Origin of the sequence: Persicirhabdus sediminis (assembly GCF_016595495.1) — a bacterium.
Lineage (GTDB): Bacteria > Verrucomicrobiota > Verrucomicrobiia > Verrucomicrobiales > Akkermansiaceae > Persicirhabdus > Persicirhabdus sediminis.
Genome location: NZ_JAENIM010000031.1, coordinates 1 through 18,734, shown reverse-complemented (window position 1 = coordinate 18,734; position 18,734 = coordinate 1). Strand labels below are relative to the sequence as shown.

Here is an 18,734-nt window from a genome sequence, read left to right as displayed (position 1 = left end):
CTTAAGGAAGAACCAGCTCAAGCCAGTGGAAGCTGCCATCACTACGCGCCGTCAACACATAACAAAGCTTGAGCTGAGGTTCTAACTTGGCTATGCGTTGGTTGGACTTTTTGCCATCGCGTACTAAATAAAGCGACCGCAATGGTCGTGTATTGCGGTATGGGCAGCTAACTAACTGCCCAGCTGGAACCAGCTGGCTCTGACTACCAAAGCCAATAGGCATGGGCGTCGGCGCCGCATTAAAAATCCAAAACTGCCGCTGACTTGCCGTACGATCAACTCTCGGAAGTTTCACTAACTGGTAGCTGGATGATTTCCAGCTAACTACTGCCGTTGGAGATTTCGGCTGCAGCAAAACAAGGTAACTGCCGTTAGCATCAAGAGGGTCAAGCTGGATGTAGGCCTCGCCGCTTTGCGCTGCGGGCGACAGGCGCAACGAGATTTTCTCTCCCGCTGGTACTCGGATAAACCCAGCCATTGAATTCATGCCCACCGCAACTCTTAGCGCTTGGGTCTCTTCACCCGTCCCCTCACTTGATAGAAATAATTGAGCTGGTGGGATATCGGGAAACTTGCGCACGACTAGCTGACTCTCCCCCTGTTTATTCATTTGATAGCTGCGCTTCACTGGCTCGCATACCGCCACTACAGCTAGCTGGGCAAACTCACGTTCAGCGGTCATTTCAGCCCTCGCCAAGTGGGCCAGCCAAAATAACAGCGCACAAACTAATACCAAGACATTAGCATTTCTAAAATTCCTCATCATGTAACCATCGTTGTCTGACCACACGGAACCTGCGGCCAAATTTTTTGTTAAGCTCGCTGAGTCCTCCATCTATCAGCTCACCAGTTTTAGGGTGTTTCACCCAGCGAGCATCTAGCGGGCTATTGCCAACTCGCTGATCACCTTCGCCACTAAGCGGTTGCAGGTATTCGTGTGTGCGCTGAACCACCGCCTCCAAGCAAACCCTAACTTTACCGCCATCTCCATCACTCGCTTCACCGTAAGCGCGGATCAGAAAAGTATCACCGCGCGCTGTCAAAAATGGCGCTAGCGGTTCAAGTAAATCGCCCTGAGTTAGATAACCAGGAGTGCCCCACGCTTTTGACTCTGGCTGCCGATCTACATCAAATCTCACATCTGCCCGGTTGGCATCGTTAGACAGATCCTTACTGGTCTGCAGTCGCTCTAACTTCCTGATTTCATCATTAAGTCCAGCCGCCTCAATCGCAGCCTGCAATGCGCCCATTTTGCTAGAATCATCATCTGCTCTAGCTAGCCGGCGGTTCACAAAATCAGCCATGGAAATGAATGGTCCACGCGCTTTCACCTGCTCAACAATGCACTCAGCTAGATGGTAAATCTGCTCGTCACTAAGCTGCCAACAGCCAGTCCAGTCGACCCCAAATGCCTTTTGCTCTTTAGTCAGCGGCCTACTCGTGCGCGAAAATGAACTCGTTCCATGGCGGGTATTTTCTTCGTCGTGGCCGAGCTGGCAGCCAGCTAACAAACTGGCCCACGCTCTCACTGAGGTTGAGTTCACATTAAATGCCCAATTTTGATAGAGGTGACCAGCGTGTTCATGCCAGAATATTTCTCCATGGTCGCCCCAGCTATCTAACCAGTCAACCTGAGCTGAACCCACCGTCTGGCTGAACTGGTCGACGAAGTAGCTAGGCATACCATCCTCTAACTTCAACACCCCATTCTCCAGCTGGATTGTAGAAAGAAAATACTCATCCCAGAGCGCGTGGTTGACTTCGTAGGCGAGGTCAAATGCATAGATCTCGTCATTCAGGCTAAACTCCCCACCTGCTGGCGTCGGCGCATAGCTTGCGCTTTCTAGCAAACAAGCATGATGCAGCGTGCTGGTACGCAATCCATAACCGCTTTTGTACGGCGCATTACCACCCACCAGAGCATCCCAACGACACTCGTGCAAGCTACTAGGAAAAAAATCGTCCAGCCACGCATCGTGCGCTGTTTGTCTAGCTGGCGCATGCCCATCAGCTAGGCTATTGCCAATCAGATAACTAGGCGCCCACGAAAACGGGCTCAGTTTGGCGTGGCGAAAAGCTGCTAGAGAAACGACTGGGGAATCAGCCGCTGGCAGGTCGAACAAAACCGCCTGTGTTAGTTTGCCAAAATCTTCACTGCGACCAAAAACTGAGCGGTTAAAAGACTGCCCCGATGACGAGATCGCTGGCTGATCTCCAGCATCGTTAGCTGCTGAGGGCACAAACTGTAAGATCCAGCCACCTGAGCTGTGAGTGTACCAATCAGCCGTTGACGGGCTCGCTGGCGAACGCATAGCGATGGCAGGTCGAAGGTTCCAGTTAGCCACTACAGCTGGCTGATAGGCCAAATGACTTTCCCCCCAACGATTGACTCGTAGAGGTGGCTGGTTAGCCTCATTGCTAGACTCATCCAGGGTGAGTAGTTTGGCGCCGATTTGATGTAACACAGGAGCGTGTTTTACTGGCGAGTCGGCAAAGCGGTGTAAGTTTCCTAGCTCACGGCTGTCTCCCCAATTGCGAGCGTAATAATAGAATGGATAGGTTCCCGCGCCACCATTACCGTGGTTGAGCAGCTGAATTGTTGGATATGCTGGGCCGACGACAGAGCTTTCTACTAACTGACGAGCCGACACCGCAGGTGCAGTTGCGGAGCAAGATTTTAGGACAAAGGGAAAGTTATCACGGAACAATGCCCACGGTTCGTAGTACTGGATTTGCGACATTTCCAGCTGGAGCATGAGGTCGTCAGGCGCGGTGACCCATCCTTCTTTCATTTTCCCAGCTGACTCTGACCAATAGCTGTGTTTCATTTCGCATTCGATGCGCTGGCGATCATGATAGAAATGATGTCTGTTAGGCGCTGCATCAGCGCTGAGTTTATTCAAGCTCAGGTCATCAACGCTGTAGTGGCCGATGCGAATACCTGCAGATTCTATCAACTTACTTGCAGCTGCGTCTATCTGTGGTGAGTAGACCAAACACTCACCAGCTGCTAGAACTGCTGGCTGGAGAACAAAAACCAAGTACCTCGAGTTAGGAAATAGTCCCGCTTTGCTAGATGGGTCGTCAGGGTCTTCAGCCGAGCTGCGAAATCTGATTTTTCCATCAGCCCACGACTGCACACCAGAATGGTTTTTATATCCTTCTAGCTGCTGCAACCGTGCCACCTCAGACGGATCGGTCACAAAATGGAAGTAGTTATTCCCCTGCCAAAACGGGTTTGGCATCATAACAATCATCTCGGCTAACTGCATATCTACGGATAGCGGGTTCCACAGGCAAACGCGCGGGAGAAGGTGGCTGCGCAGCTGGCTAGCTGGATTTTGAAAATAAGAAAAATAGAAATGCCAGCGAGCATCTACCATGACTGGCTGAAGGTTCACTTCTGGCTGCGCCCAGTCTAACCAAGAATAACTCCAGCCATCAGAGAGTCCATGAGGCCAATGTTCAGCTGGACGAAATCGACTTCCAGCTGGCATAGCGGGCACCTTTACGGTTTTGTCATCGTCAGCTAAAAATGAAGCTGTCTGAGCCCACGCTGACAATGAGCTGAAATGAGGTCCAGCCAGTTGGTGACGCTGGCTGGCGAGAAGGCTATCCGCCAGCGTGATGACATCACCAGAGTTGAGCTGAAACTCATGCTCATTATCTTTGCTAGCTAACAATATGGTGAGATCCTTTTTCAATCCACCTAGCAATGGATTCACTAACAATGACCGCGCATTGACGGTAAAATCGTGCAGCATCAATGGCTCCTCAGCTGGATCTTCTGCTCCAATGCGGTCTAACGACATCATGGCCGCTCTGCCGTTCTCTGAGCCCTCGCGCGCAGCATCCATCTCATCTAGCGACACTTGCCAGCTAGAGATGACGGCGTCAGTAGCCGGCAGCACTGATAGGTCTGCAGCCATTGCCAGCTGGTTTTGCCGTTCCAGCTGGGTCAACTCGTTGTCGAGGCTCGCCTTTTGCTGACAATCACTAATCCACCATGCGTAGGCGCCACCTTCGCCCACCCTAACTAATGGCGCTCGTACTTCCTGATGCCCGTCTGCTGCTGGCACAATGGTCATACTACTTTTCTTCAGCATCTCATTTAGCTGATCTAAATGCTGAGGATGACCGCTCACTAACCACCGATCTAGGCTATCTAAACGCTGCCAATTTTCACTAGATCGTCTGTCCTCATATGCGTCTTTGTATTGATTCTCAGAGAAAATTTGGTCAATCAACGGTCGGCCAGTGGTGGTGTCTGCGGTATGAAAAACTCCCAAGATCTGGCTACAGGCGGCCAGCTCATCATTGACCAGCTGAGCATTCGCAGTAACCCGCTGATCAGGCCCAGCAGATTCTTGCAACTCGGCAATAGCTAGATGCAGTGCGAGTTGGGCATTTTCGCGTGCTCTCTGGGTCAAATTCTGGCGATGAGTTTGCCGCATATCTGAGCTCATCAGCGAGAGCGAAAGCATTGCTGAAACCAGCAAAAGTACCGTCAGCAGCAAGGTACTCAACATGGCAAACGCAGATTGACTAAAATGATTTTGCTTATTCGATAATCTCACCAATGTTTAATTACACATCCAAACACCCGTTTAAACGATATTTTAGAATAAGTCAACTAACTCTCTGAGATGAAGCAAACACATTAATCTATAACCGATTGCGTGAATAGATCGGACGGATTGTCAATTATTCAGACTAGTGGAGAAAAAAATAAATGGCCTGTTCTTACAAGTTAACTGGCTGAGAATCGAAAAACAGGCTTTACTTAGCGGATCTGAACTCTAAAAAAACTTAACAGTCACGAATTTTATAGGTAGATTTTTCGGCTGACCACGACACGAGGCACTGTGATGGTGCGGAACTCACCGAGAGTCAGCGTAAAGATAGCCGAATTACAGATAGCGATGAACGACAGATATGACATAGTGCGATTAATTGGAAGCGGTTCTACAGGAAGCGTTTACGAAGCCACCGACACCCTACTAAACCGCCGGGTAGCCATTCGCAAAATTCTAGAAGTTGAAGGCGCTGAAAACTCTGAAAGCTGGCACGAGGAATTTAAAGATTTCGCCAAGAGCCTCACCTCACTGCAGCACCCAAACATCCCAACAGTTTTTGATGCGGGCATCGATGATGAAGGTCCGTATATGATCAGCTTTTTTGCCGAAGGAATCCCGATGATGGAGCGCCTTGAGGAAAACGCCCAGCTGGACCAAACTGAGGTTCACTCCATGGCTGAGCAGATTCTTGACGCCTTGATCGCCATCCACGGCACAGGCAGCACACACGGCATGTTGAGCCCAGAGTCATTGCTCTGCGCCCAGAACACCCGTGGAGGCTACCGCTACCTGATTATCGATAATGGTCTGCGCAAGCTGGCATACTTCGTTCACGGCGCAAAAACCGCGTTCCCAATGGTAACGGATCCAGCACTTGCTGCCCCGGAGCTATCGGAGAAACAAGATCCAACCCCGCAGTCTGATCTGTTCATGGTTGGTCAGCTATTTTACAGCCTACTCGCTGGTGGTCACCCGTATGCAGGGCTGACGATTGATGAAGCCTGTGAAAATCACAAAAACAAATCACTGCCGCCGCTTGCTGATTACGTTGATAATCTAGCCCCTGGCATGGAAGAGTGGATCACATCATTGATCGATCCTGATCCAGAAAAACGTCCAACCTCAGCTGAAGCCGCGCTTTCTAGCTTACCTGAGCTGCCTGAGCCCACACCTGAGCCGCAGACCGTCACCGCTGCCGTCAATCCACTGACCTCAGCCACGACTATCGACCCAATGGTAGCGAGTGCTAGCCAAGTCGCGCAGATCAATACTGCCACACAAATGGCAAGCGCAGCGGGCAATAACAGTAACCGCAACCTCATCATTGGTGGATCCATTGCAGGCATCGCCATCATCGTGGCCATCGCTGTGATCTTTGGTGGTGGCTCAAATGACGGAGAAATCAAAGTCACTACCGCGCCCATCACCGCAGAGCCTGAGCCAGCCGATGAGCCATTTGAGGATACACAAAAAGCGGACAGACCAAGTGCGCCAGCTGAAAAATCATCCCCAGCTGCGAGCAGCTCAAATAAGCAGACTAGCATTACTCTGAGCTCGAAAAATATCGCCAAGAGCAACCAGAAGGAAATCGTTGCGCTCAATGCCAACGCTTACCTCGACTACAATATTTTCACCGGTGTGCCGCTCGGCTCCACCATCGAGGCGATGCGCAAACCAAACAGCCTGTTCAGCAATGTGCAAGCGATTGGTAAATTTGGCCAAAAAGCCTATTTCACATCTAACTTCGAGTTCAGAGCCCCACGTGGTGGCCAGAAATTTGTAGGTAGCTGTAAAGCGAGCACTGGCCAGCGACTCACACCTGGATCTGGCTGGAAGGTCACCTTACGCGCCCCACATGGCCACAATGGCCCGCTTAAAGGCACAGTCTACTTCACTCAGTGGAATGCAGAGATCAAGTTAGTGATCAAAGAGACCACTAGCAATCTGCAGAAATCACAAATCGCTAGATCAACACAAGACGGCAGCGGCACATTCTCATTTGTTATTGAGAACCCAACTGCGGATGCCAGCTACGACATCGAATTGCTTTACAACAAGCCAGTCAGCCAAGCGCCAGCCAGCATCGCCTTTGATGCCATCTCCTTGGACAATTAATTCGATCTAGGAATTGAGATTGTCTTTTCTGAAACATTTGTTCATATATGTCGCGGCCTAGTAATAGGTCGCGATATTTTTTGAACCTAGACATGCCCGTAGTCAGCCAAAACAGATCTGTCCATCGCCCGAAGCCATTTATCAAAACGGCTCGGCTTTGTGTCACCCAGTACTTATTTGCCACAGCTGCGATCACCTTGCTAGTCTACACGCTGGCCTTTCCTTCGCCAGCTACGGCGATCATCGCGCTTGTCTGCATGGTCCTATTCTTCGCCTTCTGGCTGCTCTCCAACATCAGCAGCCGCAGCGCCACTTGCCCGCTCTGTCGCGGCAAATGCCTAGCTAGCAGCAAGGCCAGCAAACATAAAAAGGCGTACCGGCTAAAACCACTCAGCTACGCGCAGACAACCGCGCTCTCCATCGTCTTCACCAACAAATGGCGCTGCATGCACTGTGGGTCCGTGTACGATCTGAAAAAGAAACCTGGCCAGCGACCGCAATACTAAGGGCTCAAGGCTGAAAGGCTCAAAGCGACGGGACCTGTGAAATCACCCGTCTCAGCTGGAAAATTCTTTTTCATTGGCAGACCAGCAGCCGAGCGTTTTCTCGCGGCAAACTACAACTGACGCCACGCCTCCGCGCGCATCATTTCTAGCAAGCGATCTTCTTCAGCGAGCCGGCGCATGAAACGCTTCTTTTTTAACAAGACGGCTACCAACTCAGCTGCATCGCGCTCCACACTCTGGCTAGTGAGACGCAAAATGGCAAACACAGCCATCACAGCTAACAAAATCAGCAGTCCGTAAAGCAGCTGGATTTTCAGGCTGAGCATGGAAAAGATCACACACACACAGCCGAGCGAAAATACCAATCGCGACTGCAGGCTGAGCCGCTGGCGCCAGCGCACCGAAGCGGCATTTTTCTCCGCGAGTAATGCCAGGCCAACGCGTTGGGCGGCGGCAGCTAGATCGACGATCTGCTTTGATTCAGCGATTTTTTCTGTCAGGTAAACGGTACCAGCTTCGGCCCGCAAGCCATCCCATTTCGCTCGTTTCCCCACCATCACTTTGGCCTCAGCGCGGCCACTATGCTCGAATAGACTTTCAGCCAACTGGCCAGCGGTCCAATCAAGGCTCTCCTCACTAACCGCCTCGAGTTTTTTCACGCCAAACTGGCTTCTCAGCCAGAAAGCGAGCGCGACGGGCAGCGAGAATAAAATGAGCAATAGGGCAAACACACGGGCAGACTAGTGATCGTTTGCCTAAAATACAAGACCCACCATTATTTGCCCGCAGGCAAAGGGTCATTTTGGAAATGCAAATACTGTGGCTCTAGCCCCGACCTCTCATTTAAAGTAGCTACAACTAGTTGATAATAGGTATTATGATTAATCACCTCATCCGACCATGGTCGGCCATTCGAGTAGCTGATCGAGCTATTCATTGCCATGCGTGAGTAGCGCATCGCTTCATCACGATTTCCTTGGGCAAAATAAACTTCAGCCTGAGTATCCAAGTAGGCGCAATTCCGAGGCCTAATGCGCAGTGCTTGGCCAACATGTGCCATCGCCGCAGCTGGTTTGCTCTGAGCTCTGGACAAGATCCACGCTGCGCCATTTTGTAAATTATGTGCGTCTGGATACTTTTGTGTCATTGCCAAAACTGGTTGGTAACTTTTCTCCACCCACGCGTCTAGCTGATCAGCATCAACAAATTTCATCACCTGTGGGAAAAAATGATCCGCAATCCCTGCATGTGTCGCCCAGATGCGATGGGCATCATCGAGGTATTTGATAGCCAGGTCCATGTTGCCAGCTTCAGCTAATGCCAGCCCGTGATACATGTCGGCAAAATGTCGAAGGTATAACGGCGTCACAATGCCGCCATCATTATTCCCCCTCAGCGAGAGAAAACTTATAGTCGCTTCTGAGATCGCCGCATTTTTCTGCCAATCTTTAGGGGTGTCCAGCCCACTTCCCCAACTGCCGTACCCCCTGAGTAATGTCTGCAAGCGAGCAACGGCACTATTGTCCCATATGCCAGCACATAAAAATGCCTGCTGCCACCAGTACTCAGCCAGATCATATAGCTGGCGAGAATAGCACTTAACGGCAATATCCTGCAGCAATGAGACATCGCCCAAGATAAACAGCTTAATAAGCTCAGTCGACTCATCAACCATTACCTGATCTTTACAGAGCGCACTGGCGATATGCCACTGGATCAGGGTACTGACCTGTTGATCTGGTCCTGTGCTAGCACCGTCAAATTCTTTAACCATTTCAGCGAGATCATCCGCACTTTGCCGCCACCCATTTTTTTCCGCCTCCAGCAGTTCATGAGTATCATTCCAACTCGCTGTAATCTTCTCAGCGCCAATATCCTCAAGCAGCATCCCCACCGACTCCACATCTCTACGATACAGAGCGATAACAGCCAGCTCAGATTTGTATTCAGCCTGGTCGCCAGCTGGCAAATCAGCAAATTCTTCGAGCAACTTCTCCTGCAGACCTCTAGCCTTTTCATCACTACTGCGAGTATAACCACGGAGTATTGCTAAGGATTCATAAGCGTCTTTAGCCGATTCACTATTTTTTAGTAGATAGCTCCAAAGTAAATCATCTGCGCTACGGCTATAGAGCTCGGCTACCACTGCGCTGAAATATTCTTCGCTATTGCCGCGCGCCAAAACCTCATTGTGAACATAATCATGTAAGCGATACTCATCACCGAGCATGTCGCTCAACATTTCTAGCCACCCCTCTAAATCCTTCAACTCTGGGTTCTCGGCGTCCTTAGCCTCACTGCTGTATGTTGATTGCAAATACGGCTGCAGAACTCTGTTCGCTTCTTCAGTCTGACCAATAGAATCAAAAAAACAAGCTGCCTCCAGCAAACGACCGATGTCAGCTTTATCCTCTGTATCTTTGATCACCGACATCTGTGTCTCAACCCAAGCATCCAGTGAGTCAGGCTCAATACCCATCAGGTCCAGCTGATGGTCCAGCTGCATGGTAGCGTCGTAGTAGCTGTCCAATGCATAAGTATTATAGAGGCCAAAAAACTTCTTCGCCTCTTTGAGGTAGCCATTGGCTAGCAGGAAATAGCTATGATCGAGCACATCGTTATCGCGCATGATCATCTCGCCGTTATCCTGAATTTCTGCAGCTAGCTCATCGGCTTCGGCAAATTTCCCCTGCCAGCGGAGGCGCTGAATCATCAGCGACAAACTAGCTAGACTATTCTGCGTTCTGTGGTCGCGCAGCAGCCAGCCCATCAATGGCTCAGGGTCATTTTGCAATAATGATACCAACACCTGATCCTCCAAATTTTTCTCAGCAGCAGCCACCTCTGCGACTTTCTCGAGCTGGCCAGAGACGCGATACAGCCCCTTGAGCAATGACTTATCTGCATCAGCTGGTTTTTGTAATTCCACCTCAATAGCCGATTCCAGCTCACCAGTTTCACGCAGCAGCCAGGCTAGGGAAATTGACGTCGCCTCACTAGCTGGAGTTTTTTCTAGCACCATCCTAGCGCGCGCCAGATCTCCTGCAGCCACGGCTTGCCGTGCCATGACAAGCGAAATACGCTGCACAAAGCCCTTCATATTGGCCCGTACGAACTCATCTTTCTCGCGCTCGTAGAGGTGAAAAATCTGCCAGTAGGCTTGTTTTTGAGCTAGCTGGTTGAGCAAGTTCTGCTTGGTTCTCACATTCGCCTTATTATAGCTCATGACCATGCTTTTGATCTCATCGTCAGAATCCGCTAATACCCCTGCAGAAATATACTGAAATAGCTCAGTAGCGCGCAGGCGAATCTCTGGCTCACTAGAAAGCATCGCCTGCTCAACGGCAGGCAAGGCATCCATACCCAATTCCCACAGATCTATATGCGCCTGGATCCTCTCTTGGTAATTGTTTCCAGCCAGCAAAGGAATGAGCTTCTCCGCCTTCTCTTTGGCACTTAGCTCAGGCTCAGCTGGCTGGCCGCTACCATCGCCCTCAACCACCACACCATCTTGCTCGGTCAGTTCATTCACCGCGCCGCCCGCCACCTGAGAATCAGCCGCCAGCGCAAAACAACAAGCAGCTCCAAGTGAGCTCACCATTACAGAAATCTTTGCGCCTAGTCTCATATCTTTAATCTTCCCTTATCCAAACGAATTGCAATGCCTTATTCTCTTCTTAATAAGGCGCTCAAGGCGAGCCCAAACTTGCTAGAAATGTCACCAGATCAGCAAAAATCTCCTCGCGCGCCGGATCATACAGCAACAAATGAAAGCTATCTGGGTAATATTTCCACTGTAAACTAGGCCGATTTGCCTGCTCCACCAGCTGGCGGAGCTGCTCGCGGGTAGAAAAAATATCCTTCCCACCCTGCAGCAATAATGTTGGCGCCGCAGCCTCGCTCAGCGCCTGCGGCATGCCACGCACCATCTCAGCCAGCGTCACCAGCAAGCGCAGCGAGTAACGCTCGACGTGCCACGGGTTCTGCGCCACCTGATCGTGGTGGTCCACCCCTTCAAAAACCTCCAGCGGCTCACCGCCAGCCAGAGTCTGCAGCGAAACCTTAATATTCGGCATCGCCAGCGCGCCCACCTTCAGCAGCCCGTAATGCCAGCCAGCCAGCTTATCATCCAGGCTCACCACCGGCGCAGCCACCACCACCGCGTCAGGCAGCGGCCAGCTGTTCGCTTTGGCGAAATCATACCCGTGAGCGACAATCAACCCGCCCATGCTCTCGCCATACCACACCACCTTAGCAGCTGGGTATTTCGCCGCAACCAGCTGGGAAAATGTCGCCAAATCGCGGAACCATTCTTTTTCCGAATGAATATCCCCACGGCGCTCCACTAGCGGGTCCATGCCCAGCCCTCTCACATCAGCCGCGTACAGCGCCACCCCTGTGCGGTGCTTTTGCAGATACTCACCGAGATTGGCAAAATCCTGCGCCGTGCCATCGATCCCGTGCATGCCAATGACAATTGTGTCCACCTTGCCATCGCCCAGCCAGCGGTGATAGGGAAAATGATCCCCATCGTACGAAACATATTCATCGGCTAATAATTCCGGCATCACCTTATTTACTTTAATCTCAGACACTGACAAGGGCGCACAAGCAATCGTCAGCAGGGCAAACACCAGCGCCTGCGCAATGCCCCTCATTTGCCTGCAAACTAACGTAATCGCTAACACAACCATATCAGACTCCGAGATACAACATAGGTCAAGCGTCAGAAACTTGAAACTTGAATCTTTCCCACGCAGTGCTTTGCTCATTTCGTGCTCCAGATAGTATTCAACGAAATCAGTGCCGCAGAGATCTCTCGCCTCGATACTTTGACCCAGCTCGACCTATTCGACTCGTTCAAAGTCCATGAAGAGGACCTTGAAAACCTCGATGATAAGAGATTTGGCAAGCTAGACCGCGATGGAAAAACATTCTACCGCTTCCGCACCGACGAATACCGCATTTATTTCGAAGTCGCAAACAAACATGTGATCGTTCACCGTGTGATGCACAAAAACACCCTCGCCGACTTCCTCTTCCGTTCGAAAATGCCTCTAGCTGAAGACGAAGCGTTATCTCAATCCAAACATTTTTGGAAGCTCATCGACGAAGGTCGTAACGCCAGAAAAATGTAATCGGTAATTTTTTTACGAAAAGTGCTATTTTAATCTTGCGCAAAGGTGGCAAATCGGGGTATCTCCCTGCCGCCCGCAAGGGACAACGCAATCGACCGAATAAAGGGTAGGTGGCCGAGTGGTTAAAGGCGGCAGACTGTAAATCTGCTCACGTAATGTGTACGCTGGTTCGAATCCAGCCCTGCCCACCATCGATTGCTTCTAAACCGCGCTAACCACGCGGTTTTTTTGTGCCCACACGTCTCGCTCAAACAGCCCCCCGCCGTTGCGGGATGAAGGTCCGCTGCGCTGAAGGTTCTCCCGCAGTCGCAGGATGAAGGTCCGCCACCTTTCCAGCCAACGCCGAAGGCGTAAAACAGCCTAGCCTTGGGTAAGGCAGCCCCGAAGGGGCAACGCAACCCAAGGAAAACCGCCAGCCAGTAGAAAAAGCTCTGCAAGAGCGACACAGCTCGCAGCGCTCAAGGCCCACCTTTATTCAGAAGCCTGCCAATCATGCCCGCCGCACCACCGGAAAAACCCGCTTTATCATCCACCAGCGGCTACAGTGTCAACAACCCAGACCTCACCTACTTTTGTTGATTCTACAAGACTTCTAGAGGTTTCACACACATCTAGCTGGCTCAAAATTATGCGCACACATTTAAAAAATGCCGTACATCTTTTTTCAAGGAAAAGCGCCAGCCAGTAGAAAAGCTCTGCAAGAGCGACACAGCTCGTAGCGCTCATAGCCCACCTTCTTCAGAAGCCTGCATATCATGCCCGCGGCTCCACCGGAAAAACCCGCTTTATCATCCACCCGCGGCTACAGTGTCAACAACCCAGACCTCACCTACTTTTGTTGATTCTACAAGACTTCTAGAGGTTTCACACACATCTAGCTGGCTCAAAATTATGCGCACACATTTAAAAAATGCCGTACATCTTTTTTAAGGTTCGCTACGCTCAAGGTCCGCTACGCTGAAGGTTCTCCCGCAGTCGCAGGATGAAGGTCCGCCAGCTTTCCAGCCAACGCCGAAGGCGTGAAACAGCCTAGCCTTGGGTAAGGCAGCCCCAAAGGGGCAACGCAACCCAAGGAAACCGCCAGCCAGTAGAAAAGCTCTGCAAGAGCGACACAGCTCGCAGCGCTCATAGCCCACCTTCTTCAGAAGCCTGCATATCATGCCCGCGGCTCCACCGGAAAAACCCGCTTTATCATCCACCCGCGGCTACAGTGTCAACAACCCAGACCTCACCTACTTTTGTTGATTCTACAATACTTCTAGAGGTTTCACACACATCTAGCTGGCTCAAAATTATGCGCTTACATTTAAAAAATGCCGTACATCTTTTTTCGCTACGCCCAAGGTCCGCTACGCTCAAGGTTCTCCCGCAGTCGCGGGATGAAGGTTCGCCAGCTTTCCAGCCAACGCCGAAGGCGTAAAACAGCCTAGCCTTGGGTAAGGCAGCCCCGAAGGGGCAACGCAACCCAAGGAAACCGCCAGCCAGTAGAAAAGCTCTGCAAGAGCGACACAGACCACTGAGCAACAAAAAACCAGCTGAACTCGAGTTAGCCATAAGCTACCCCCAGCCAGCTGGTATGTGCGGAGATTAAATTTCTCCCTAAAGCAGGACTCCATCTCGCAGGAGCTCACACTTTTCTATTCAATCCTAAGCACCGGTCGCGCCTCTTCCTCCATGATGGCATCAAACTTCTCCATCGCCTCACGCAGCTGGCGTACTTTTTCCGGATGCTGCTTGAGCACGTTTTGTTGTTCGCCAATGTCCTCGGCTAGGTTGTAGAGCTGAGGCACAACCGGCCCGTTACGCTTCACCTCGCATTCCACGTATTTCCATGAGCCCTGTCGCGCGCCGGCAATCTTGCCGTGGCGGTCTTCATAATAAAATAGATGCTCGTGCACATCCTCGTCAGTCACCTCCGAGCGCAGCAGCGGCCAGATATTTTTACCATCAATCTCGCGGTCGTCAGCCAGCTCAATGCCAGCCAGCGCGCTGAAAGTTGGGAACAAATCCATATTGGAGACCAAGCCAGTGTAAACTCGTGCCGGCAGGTGCTCAGGCGCCCACATGATACATGGCACACGCGGGCCACCTTCAAAAACCGTCCCTTTCGTACCGCGTAGCGGATGCGCTAGGCCAACTTTTGCATCCGGCGCTTTGCCATACCCCCACGGACCATTATCTGAGGCATAAACCACCAGCGTATTTTTATCTAATCCTTCTTCCTTCAGCGTATTGAGAATTTCACCTACGCTCCAGTCGAGCTCCTCCACTGCATCGCCGTACGGGCCAAATGGAGATTTACCGGCAAAAGCGGGGCTGGCATCCACTGGCACATGCGGCATAGGATGAGCTAGGTAAATAAAAAATGACTGGTCCTTGTGATCCACAATGAAGCTCTGCGCTCGCTTAGTCAGCCGTTGGGTCAGCATCGATTGATCCGTGGGGTATTCAATCACCACATCCCCCTCCATCAGTACTCCCTGCGGCAAGCCGCTGCGACGCTGAAAATGCACGCCGCCAGCCGCATGGTCGCGCTCCACAAACCCCTCCTTCAGCTCCAGCAGTGGGCTCAGCTTCATATCATTGCTGTACGGCAGGCCGAAAAATACATCAAACCCCTGCTGCTGCGGCAGCATAGAGCGATCCGCGTGACCCAGGTGCCATTTGCCAAAAAGCGCCGTGGCATAACCACCAGACTTCATCTGATCGCCCATGGTGATTTCATCTGGATGCAGGCCATGCGTATGCCCGTCCATCACTACACCTCGCTGCAGAGAAACACGACGCGGATAACAACCCGTCATCAAAGCCGCGCGCGATGGCGTACACTTCGACGACATCACATTAAAATCTGTAAAACGAACCCCCTCAGCAGCCATGCGGTCAATATTTGGCGTACGAATCATCTCTGAGCCATAACAACCCAGATCATTATACCCCTGATCATCGGTATAGATCATGATCACATTCATCGGTCGCTCATCCGCGCTGGCGGCACAGACAGCGGCCCCCATCATCAATCCAAATAACTTAGCTGCATTTACCTTATTCATCATTCTTATCTTCTATTAGGAAATGTGGTCTGATACCGCACAACCGAAGTGTTCATACTAATTCGCGAAAGTCAGGAAACAAGATGCATTCTGGGCTAACATCCACCCAGCCAGATAAAACGTCCATTCCCGCCATCAAACGCAGTCCCAAGGTCCTCCCGCAGTCGCTGGATGAAGGTTCGCCAGTTCAAGGTCCGCCAGCTCAAGGTCCACCAGCTCAAGGTTCGCTAGCTGAAGGTTCGCCAGCTGAAGGTTCGCCAGCTGAAGGTTCGCCAGCTGAAGGTTCGCCAGCTCAAGGTCCGCCAGCTGAAGGTCCGCCAGTTCAAGGTCCGCCAGTTCAAGGTCCGCCAGCTGAAGGTCCTCCCGCTGTCGCGGGATGAAGGTCCTCCCGCAGTCGCGGGATAAGGTCCGCCATCTTTCCAGCCAACGCCGAAGGCGTGAAACAGCCTAGCCTTGGGTAAGGCAGCCCCAAAGGGGCAACGCAACCCAAGGAAAAGCGCCAGCCACAATACAGCTCTGCAAGAGCGACACAGATTTCTAAAACACCTCCAGCCAGCTCAGCAGTTCTGCCGAAGGCTTTCGGACTGCGGAGATCCTTCTCCGCTTTCTCCAGCTAGCTCGACATCAACAATCTCTAGCTCGCTTTCAGGGCCCGATACCCAATCTCATCCATCCCATGGCTAAGCCTTGCGCTTTGTAAAAATCGACCTATCAATACAGCAACGCACCATCCTAACATCACTCCAATATTACCATGAAAAAACAGGCTATCACTATCACCCTGCACGTTCTTCTCAGCGCAATCGCGCTCGTTAGCGCTGGCTGCAATAAAAAAGCTGAGAGTTCAGCTGAAACCAAACCTTCCCCCAGCCGCATCATCAAGCTAGATGGTCAGTCGAATTTCCGCGACTTAGGTGGCTATCAAACTAGCGACGGCAAAACCGTGAAATGGCGGCAAGTCTTCCGCTCCGGCGAGTTGCCCAAGCTGAGCGATGGTGACGTCGCCAAACTTGAAGAACTAGAAATCCGCACCGTCATCAATTTCCTCACAAAGGCTGAAATCACCCAGCGTGGTGAAGACCGCCTACCAGATGGCACAAATACCGTCGCTCTAACTATGGAAGCTGGCGACCTCGGTGAGCTAGCTGCCGTCGTTCTCGAAGCGCGCACAACAGGCGACTTTTCAGCGGTTCCACCGGAGCTCAACCCAGACCTGCACCGCCGCTTGATGGAGGAGGCCAAACAGCAATACGCCGCCCTCTTGCGTGAAGCCATCGCCCCAACAAATCGCCCTCTCGTCTTTCATTGTTCGCACGGAATCCACCGCACCGGCACCGGCGCCGCCATCCTGCTCTCCGCGCTCGGAGTGCCATGGGAAACCGTGCGCAAAGATTACCTCATCTCTAACCAAGCCAGAGCTGAAGAAAACACAAAACGCCTTGGCCAGCTAAAAGCACTCCACGCCAAAAATCTATCTATCCCCATTGAAGACGTCGACTCAACTAACATGGAGGCATTCTACCTGCTAGAAGGAGCCTACATCGACGCCGCGCTGGAAGCTGCTGTTGAAAAATACGGCTCGATGGAGGCCTATATTCGCGACGGCTTAGGCATCACAGACGCCGAACTCAACGAGCTCAGACAGCAGTTACTAGAATAATCACCTACTGATAGAGCTTACTAGAAAAGTGCCCAGAACAATTCCACAGCTCAGCAGTTCTGCCGAAGGCTTTCGGACTGCGGAGATCCTTCTCCGCTTTCTCCAGCTAGCTCGACATCGGCAATCTCTAACTCCCTTTCAGGGCGCGTTACCCAATCATATCCCCCCCATGGCTGAAGCCATGGGCTTTGTTCTTGGCCGCCTTCAGCGCCAGTATCAAAGCCTTCAAGAGCGATTCAAATTACCTCATCAATGCCGCCTCTAAAGCCCAGGCCACAGCCAATGATATCTTGAAAGTAGAGTTCGGCAATTAAGCCAAATTGCCCATAACTAAGGTAAACACAGCCCTCTGCAGATTGTGTTTACTTTTCAATCTCAATTAAACTATGTAGGTATTTATCAAGGGTCAGAAAAGAGATGCCATCCCATTGGCTTGTGCGATAAAGATGATAGTCTAGGTCAGTTGTCTGTCCTGAGACGCTCATTACTTCACGATATGTTTTCTCCGCATTATTTGGTCCGTATCCATTCAGGAGCATTGTTACATGCTGGCTCCTCTCGCTTAAAGGAATGGCGATGAAATCCATTATACTTTTAAGACTCAGAGCTGGTGCGTCATAGCTCAGGGGCTCTCCGAGAACATGAGCAATAGAAAGTATTAGAGCTCCATATGCGTTACTTTGGCTCAAATTTTGGCCTGATTTGTAGGTCAAGTAAGAGAATATACGAAAGATCTCTTGGGCATCTCTGGCTTTGACTTTTTTAACGTTAAATATCCGAATGCATTCTAGGCATAAAAAAAGGCGCCTGGCATGATCAACAGGACCTGGAGTCTTAAATAAGTTGGGCAGGTAGTTGTCGAAGTAATGAGATACTAAATCTCGATAATTGCCTTCTGTTGGTGGAGGCAATTTGATTGTTCGTTGAACAAATTTTCGTAGATAGGCAGGGAAATCAATATCTCCATACAGAGCTTTAACGCTATGCTCTAAGTGGGATTTATCGATAGCTAGAACAAAGATGATGCCCTTACAGTCAAAGAGGTGTGAACTTCCCCAAAATACTAGCCAGCAGGTCTCCTAATTGATACCAAGGAATCATAGAGACCATGACACAACCACGTAGAAGACATAGCGAAGAATTTAAGCAGGAAGTCATCGATTACTTTCTGAGTAGTGCAAAAAGCGTAACCCAAATCTGTAGAGACTTCCAAATCTCGCCCAGCCAATTTTATGCCTGGAAAAAGAAGCTCCTTGGGGACGCAGAGAGTGACCGAGCCTCAGGCGAGGGCATGAACGAAGTCCCCAAGGAGGCTTCGGTCGCAGAGTTAGCTGAGGAAGTTAGGAGGCTGCGCCAAGAGCTAGCCAAGTCACAGCGCCGTGAAGAAATCCTAAAAAAGGCTGCGCTCATATTGGGAAACGATCCTCACAACAATATGAGCTAGTTCAGAAAATGAAGGATCAGGGTAACTATTCGGAGCTAGAGCTGTGCGCAGCTTTCGGCGTTTCAAGAGCTGGTTATAGGTACTATGTTAGCCAGCCGTCAACTCAGAGAAAATGCACTCAGTTAGAATTGCTTGCAGAAATTAAAGCCATACATAAAGACCACAACCTTAAGGTTTATGGCTCGCCTCGAATGACTAAAGAGCTACAGGCCAGAGGCTGGAAGTGCTCTGAAAATACCGT

At 51.0% G+C, this 18,734-nt stretch carries 14 protein-coding genes, 1 tRNA gene and 1 pseudogene; 7 read left to right on the top strand and 9 right to left on the bottom strand.

The annotated features are described in order from the left end of the window. Window position 1: 1 nt before the first annotated feature. Both JIN82_RS05805 and JIN82_RS05800 read right to left on the bottom strand, forming a co-directional pair. Window positions 2-682: a hypothetical protein gene (locus JIN82_RS05805; RefSeq protein ID WP_234041799.1), complete on the bottom strand. Its 681-nt coding sequence runs from the start codon at window positions 680-682 to the stop codon at window positions 2-4. Window positions 683-749: 67 nt separating this feature from the next. Further along, entirely contained in the window at window positions 750-4,529 is a 3,780-nt protein-coding gene (locus tag JIN82_RS05800; RefSeq protein ID WP_200310692.1) for a hypothetical protein, read from the bottom strand. 414 nt (window positions 4,530-4,943) lie between these two features. Here JIN82_RS05800 and JIN82_RS05795 point away from each other — a divergent pair, with 414 nt between their 5' ends. Both JIN82_RS05795 and JIN82_RS05790 read left to right on the top strand, forming a co-directional pair. Then, on the top strand, window positions 4,944-6,692 hold the full coding sequence (locus JIN82_RS05795) for a serine/threonine-protein kinase (protein WP_200310691.1): 1,749 nt from the start codon (window positions 4,944-4,946) through the stop codon (window positions 6,690-6,692). 92 nt (window positions 6,693-6,784) lie between these two features. Beyond that, window positions 6,785-7,198, top strand: coding sequence for a hypothetical protein (locus tag JIN82_RS05790; protein ID WP_200310690.1), 414 nt, complete (start codon window positions 6,785-6,787; stop codon window positions 7,196-7,198). Between the two features lie 110 nt (window positions 7,199-7,308). On the opposite strand, the gene JIN82_RS05785 is transcribed toward JIN82_RS05790, so the two are convergent. The 3 genes from JIN82_RS05785 to JIN82_RS05775 all read right to left on the bottom strand — a co-directional run bounded on the left by JIN82_RS05785 (window position 7,309) and on the right by JIN82_RS05775 (window position 11,856). Further along, window positions 7,309-7,929: a zinc metallopeptidase gene (locus JIN82_RS05785; protein WP_200310689.1), complete on the bottom strand. Its 621-nt coding sequence runs from the start codon at window positions 7,927-7,929 to the stop codon at window positions 7,309-7,311. Between the two features lie 44 nt (window positions 7,930-7,973). Next, a complete protein-coding gene (locus JIN82_RS05780; protein WP_200310688.1) occupies window positions 7,974-10,826 on the bottom strand; it encodes a hypothetical protein in 2,853 nt (950 codons plus the stop codon). A 61-nt stretch (window positions 10,827-10,887) separates the two neighbouring features. Next, window positions 10,888-11,856, bottom strand: a complete 969-nt coding sequence (locus tag JIN82_RS05775) for an alpha/beta fold hydrolase (protein WP_200310687.1) — start codon at window positions 11,854-11,856, stop codon at window positions 10,888-10,890. Between the two features lie 117 nt (window positions 11,857-11,973). Between JIN82_RS05775 and JIN82_RS05770 the strand changes: the two genes are divergently transcribed. Together JIN82_RS05770 and JIN82_RS05765 are read left to right on the top strand one after the other, a co-directional pair. Next, complete coding sequence (locus tag JIN82_RS05770; protein WP_200310686.1) at window positions 11,974-12,336, top strand: hypothetical protein; 363 nt, start codon at window positions 11,974-11,976, stop codon at window positions 12,334-12,336. A gap of 104 nt (window positions 12,337-12,440) precedes the next feature. Continuing rightward, window positions 12,441-12,527: transfer RNA gene (locus JIN82_RS05765), tRNA-Tyr, on the top strand. A 1,446-nt stretch (window positions 12,528-13,973) separates the two neighbouring features. Here JIN82_RS05765 and JIN82_RS05760 read toward each other — a convergent pair. Together JIN82_RS05760 and JIN82_RS17700 are read right to left on the bottom strand one after the other, a co-directional pair. Continuing rightward, window positions 13,974-15,392, bottom strand: a complete 1,419-nt coding sequence (locus JIN82_RS05760) for a sulfatase family protein (protein ID WP_200310685.1) — start codon at window positions 15,390-15,392, stop codon at window positions 13,974-13,976. A gap of 132 nt (window positions 15,393-15,524) precedes the next feature. Continuing rightward, window positions 15,525-15,710 (bottom strand): pentapeptide repeat-containing protein, encoded by a 186-nt coding sequence (locus tag JIN82_RS17700; RefSeq protein ID WP_425511511.1) that lies wholly within the window; start codon window positions 15,708-15,710, stop codon window positions 15,525-15,527. Between the two features lie 433 nt (window positions 15,711-16,143). Here JIN82_RS17700 and JIN82_RS05750 point away from each other — a divergent pair, with 433 nt between their 5' ends. Then, a complete protein-coding gene (locus JIN82_RS05750; protein WP_200310684.1) occupies window positions 16,144-17,049 on the top strand; it encodes a tyrosine-protein phosphatase in 906 nt (301 codons plus the stop codon). A gap of 362 nt (window positions 17,050-17,411) precedes the next feature. Here JIN82_RS05750 and JIN82_RS17135 read toward each other — a convergent pair whose 3' ends face one another. Beyond that, entirely contained in the window at window positions 17,412-17,636 is a 225-nt protein-coding gene (locus JIN82_RS17135) for a hypothetical protein (protein ID WP_234041796.1), read from the bottom strand. 273 nt (window positions 17,637-17,909) lie between these two features. Continuing rightward, window positions 17,910-18,083: pseudogene (locus JIN82_RS17695) on the bottom strand (P-loop NTPase fold protein); the annotation flags it as partial. Window positions 18,084-18,157: 74 nt separating this feature from the next. Between JIN82_RS17695 and tnpA the strand changes: the two are divergent. Both tnpA and JIN82_RS05735 read left to right on the top strand, forming a co-directional pair. Beyond that, a complete protein-coding gene (gene tnpA / locus JIN82_RS05740) occupies window positions 18,158-18,493 on the top strand; it encodes an IS66 family insertion sequence element accessory protein TnpA (RefSeq protein WP_200310073.1) in 336 nt (111 codons plus the stop codon). Window positions 18,494-18,501: 8 nt separating this feature from the next. Next, on the top strand, window positions 18,502-18,734 hold a 233-nt coding region (locus JIN82_RS05735; RefSeq protein WP_200310074.1), incomplete at its 3' end, for an IS3 family transposase.

Coding starts and splice junctions, on each gene's coding strand:
- JIN82_RS05805 (WP_234041799.1), bottom strand. CDS start 682: ATGACCGCTGAACGTGAGTTTGCCCAGCTAGCTGTAGTGGCGGTATGC.
- JIN82_RS05800 (WP_200310692.1), bottom strand. CDS start 4,529: ATGTTGAGTACCTTGCTGCTGACGGTACTTTTGCTGGTTTCAGCAATG.
- JIN82_RS05790 (WP_200310690.1), top strand. CDS start 6,785: ATGCCCGTAGTCAGCCAAAACAGATCTGTCCATCGCCCGAAGCCATTT.
- JIN82_RS05780 (WP_200310688.1), bottom strand. CDS start 10,826: ATGAGACTAGGCGCAAAGATTTCTGTAATGGTGAGCTCACTTGGAGCT.
- JIN82_RS05775 (WP_200310687.1), bottom strand. CDS start 11,856: ATGAGGGGCATTGCGCAGGCGCTGGTGTTTGCCCTGCTGACGATTGCT.
- JIN82_RS05760 (WP_200310685.1), bottom strand. CDS start 15,392: ATGATGAATAAGGTAAATGCAGCTAAGTTATTTGGATTGATGATGGGG.
- JIN82_RS05750 (WP_200310684.1), top strand. CDS start 16,144: ATGAAAAAACAGGCTATCACTATCACCCTGCACGTTCTTCTCAGCGCA.
- JIN82_RS17135 (WP_234041796.1), bottom strand. CDS start 17,636: ATGGATTTCATCGCCATTCCTTTAAGCGAGAGGAGCCAGCATGTAACA.
- tnpA (WP_200310073.1), top strand. CDS start 18,158: ATGACACAACCACGTAGAAGACATAGCGAAGAATTTAAGCAGGAAGTC.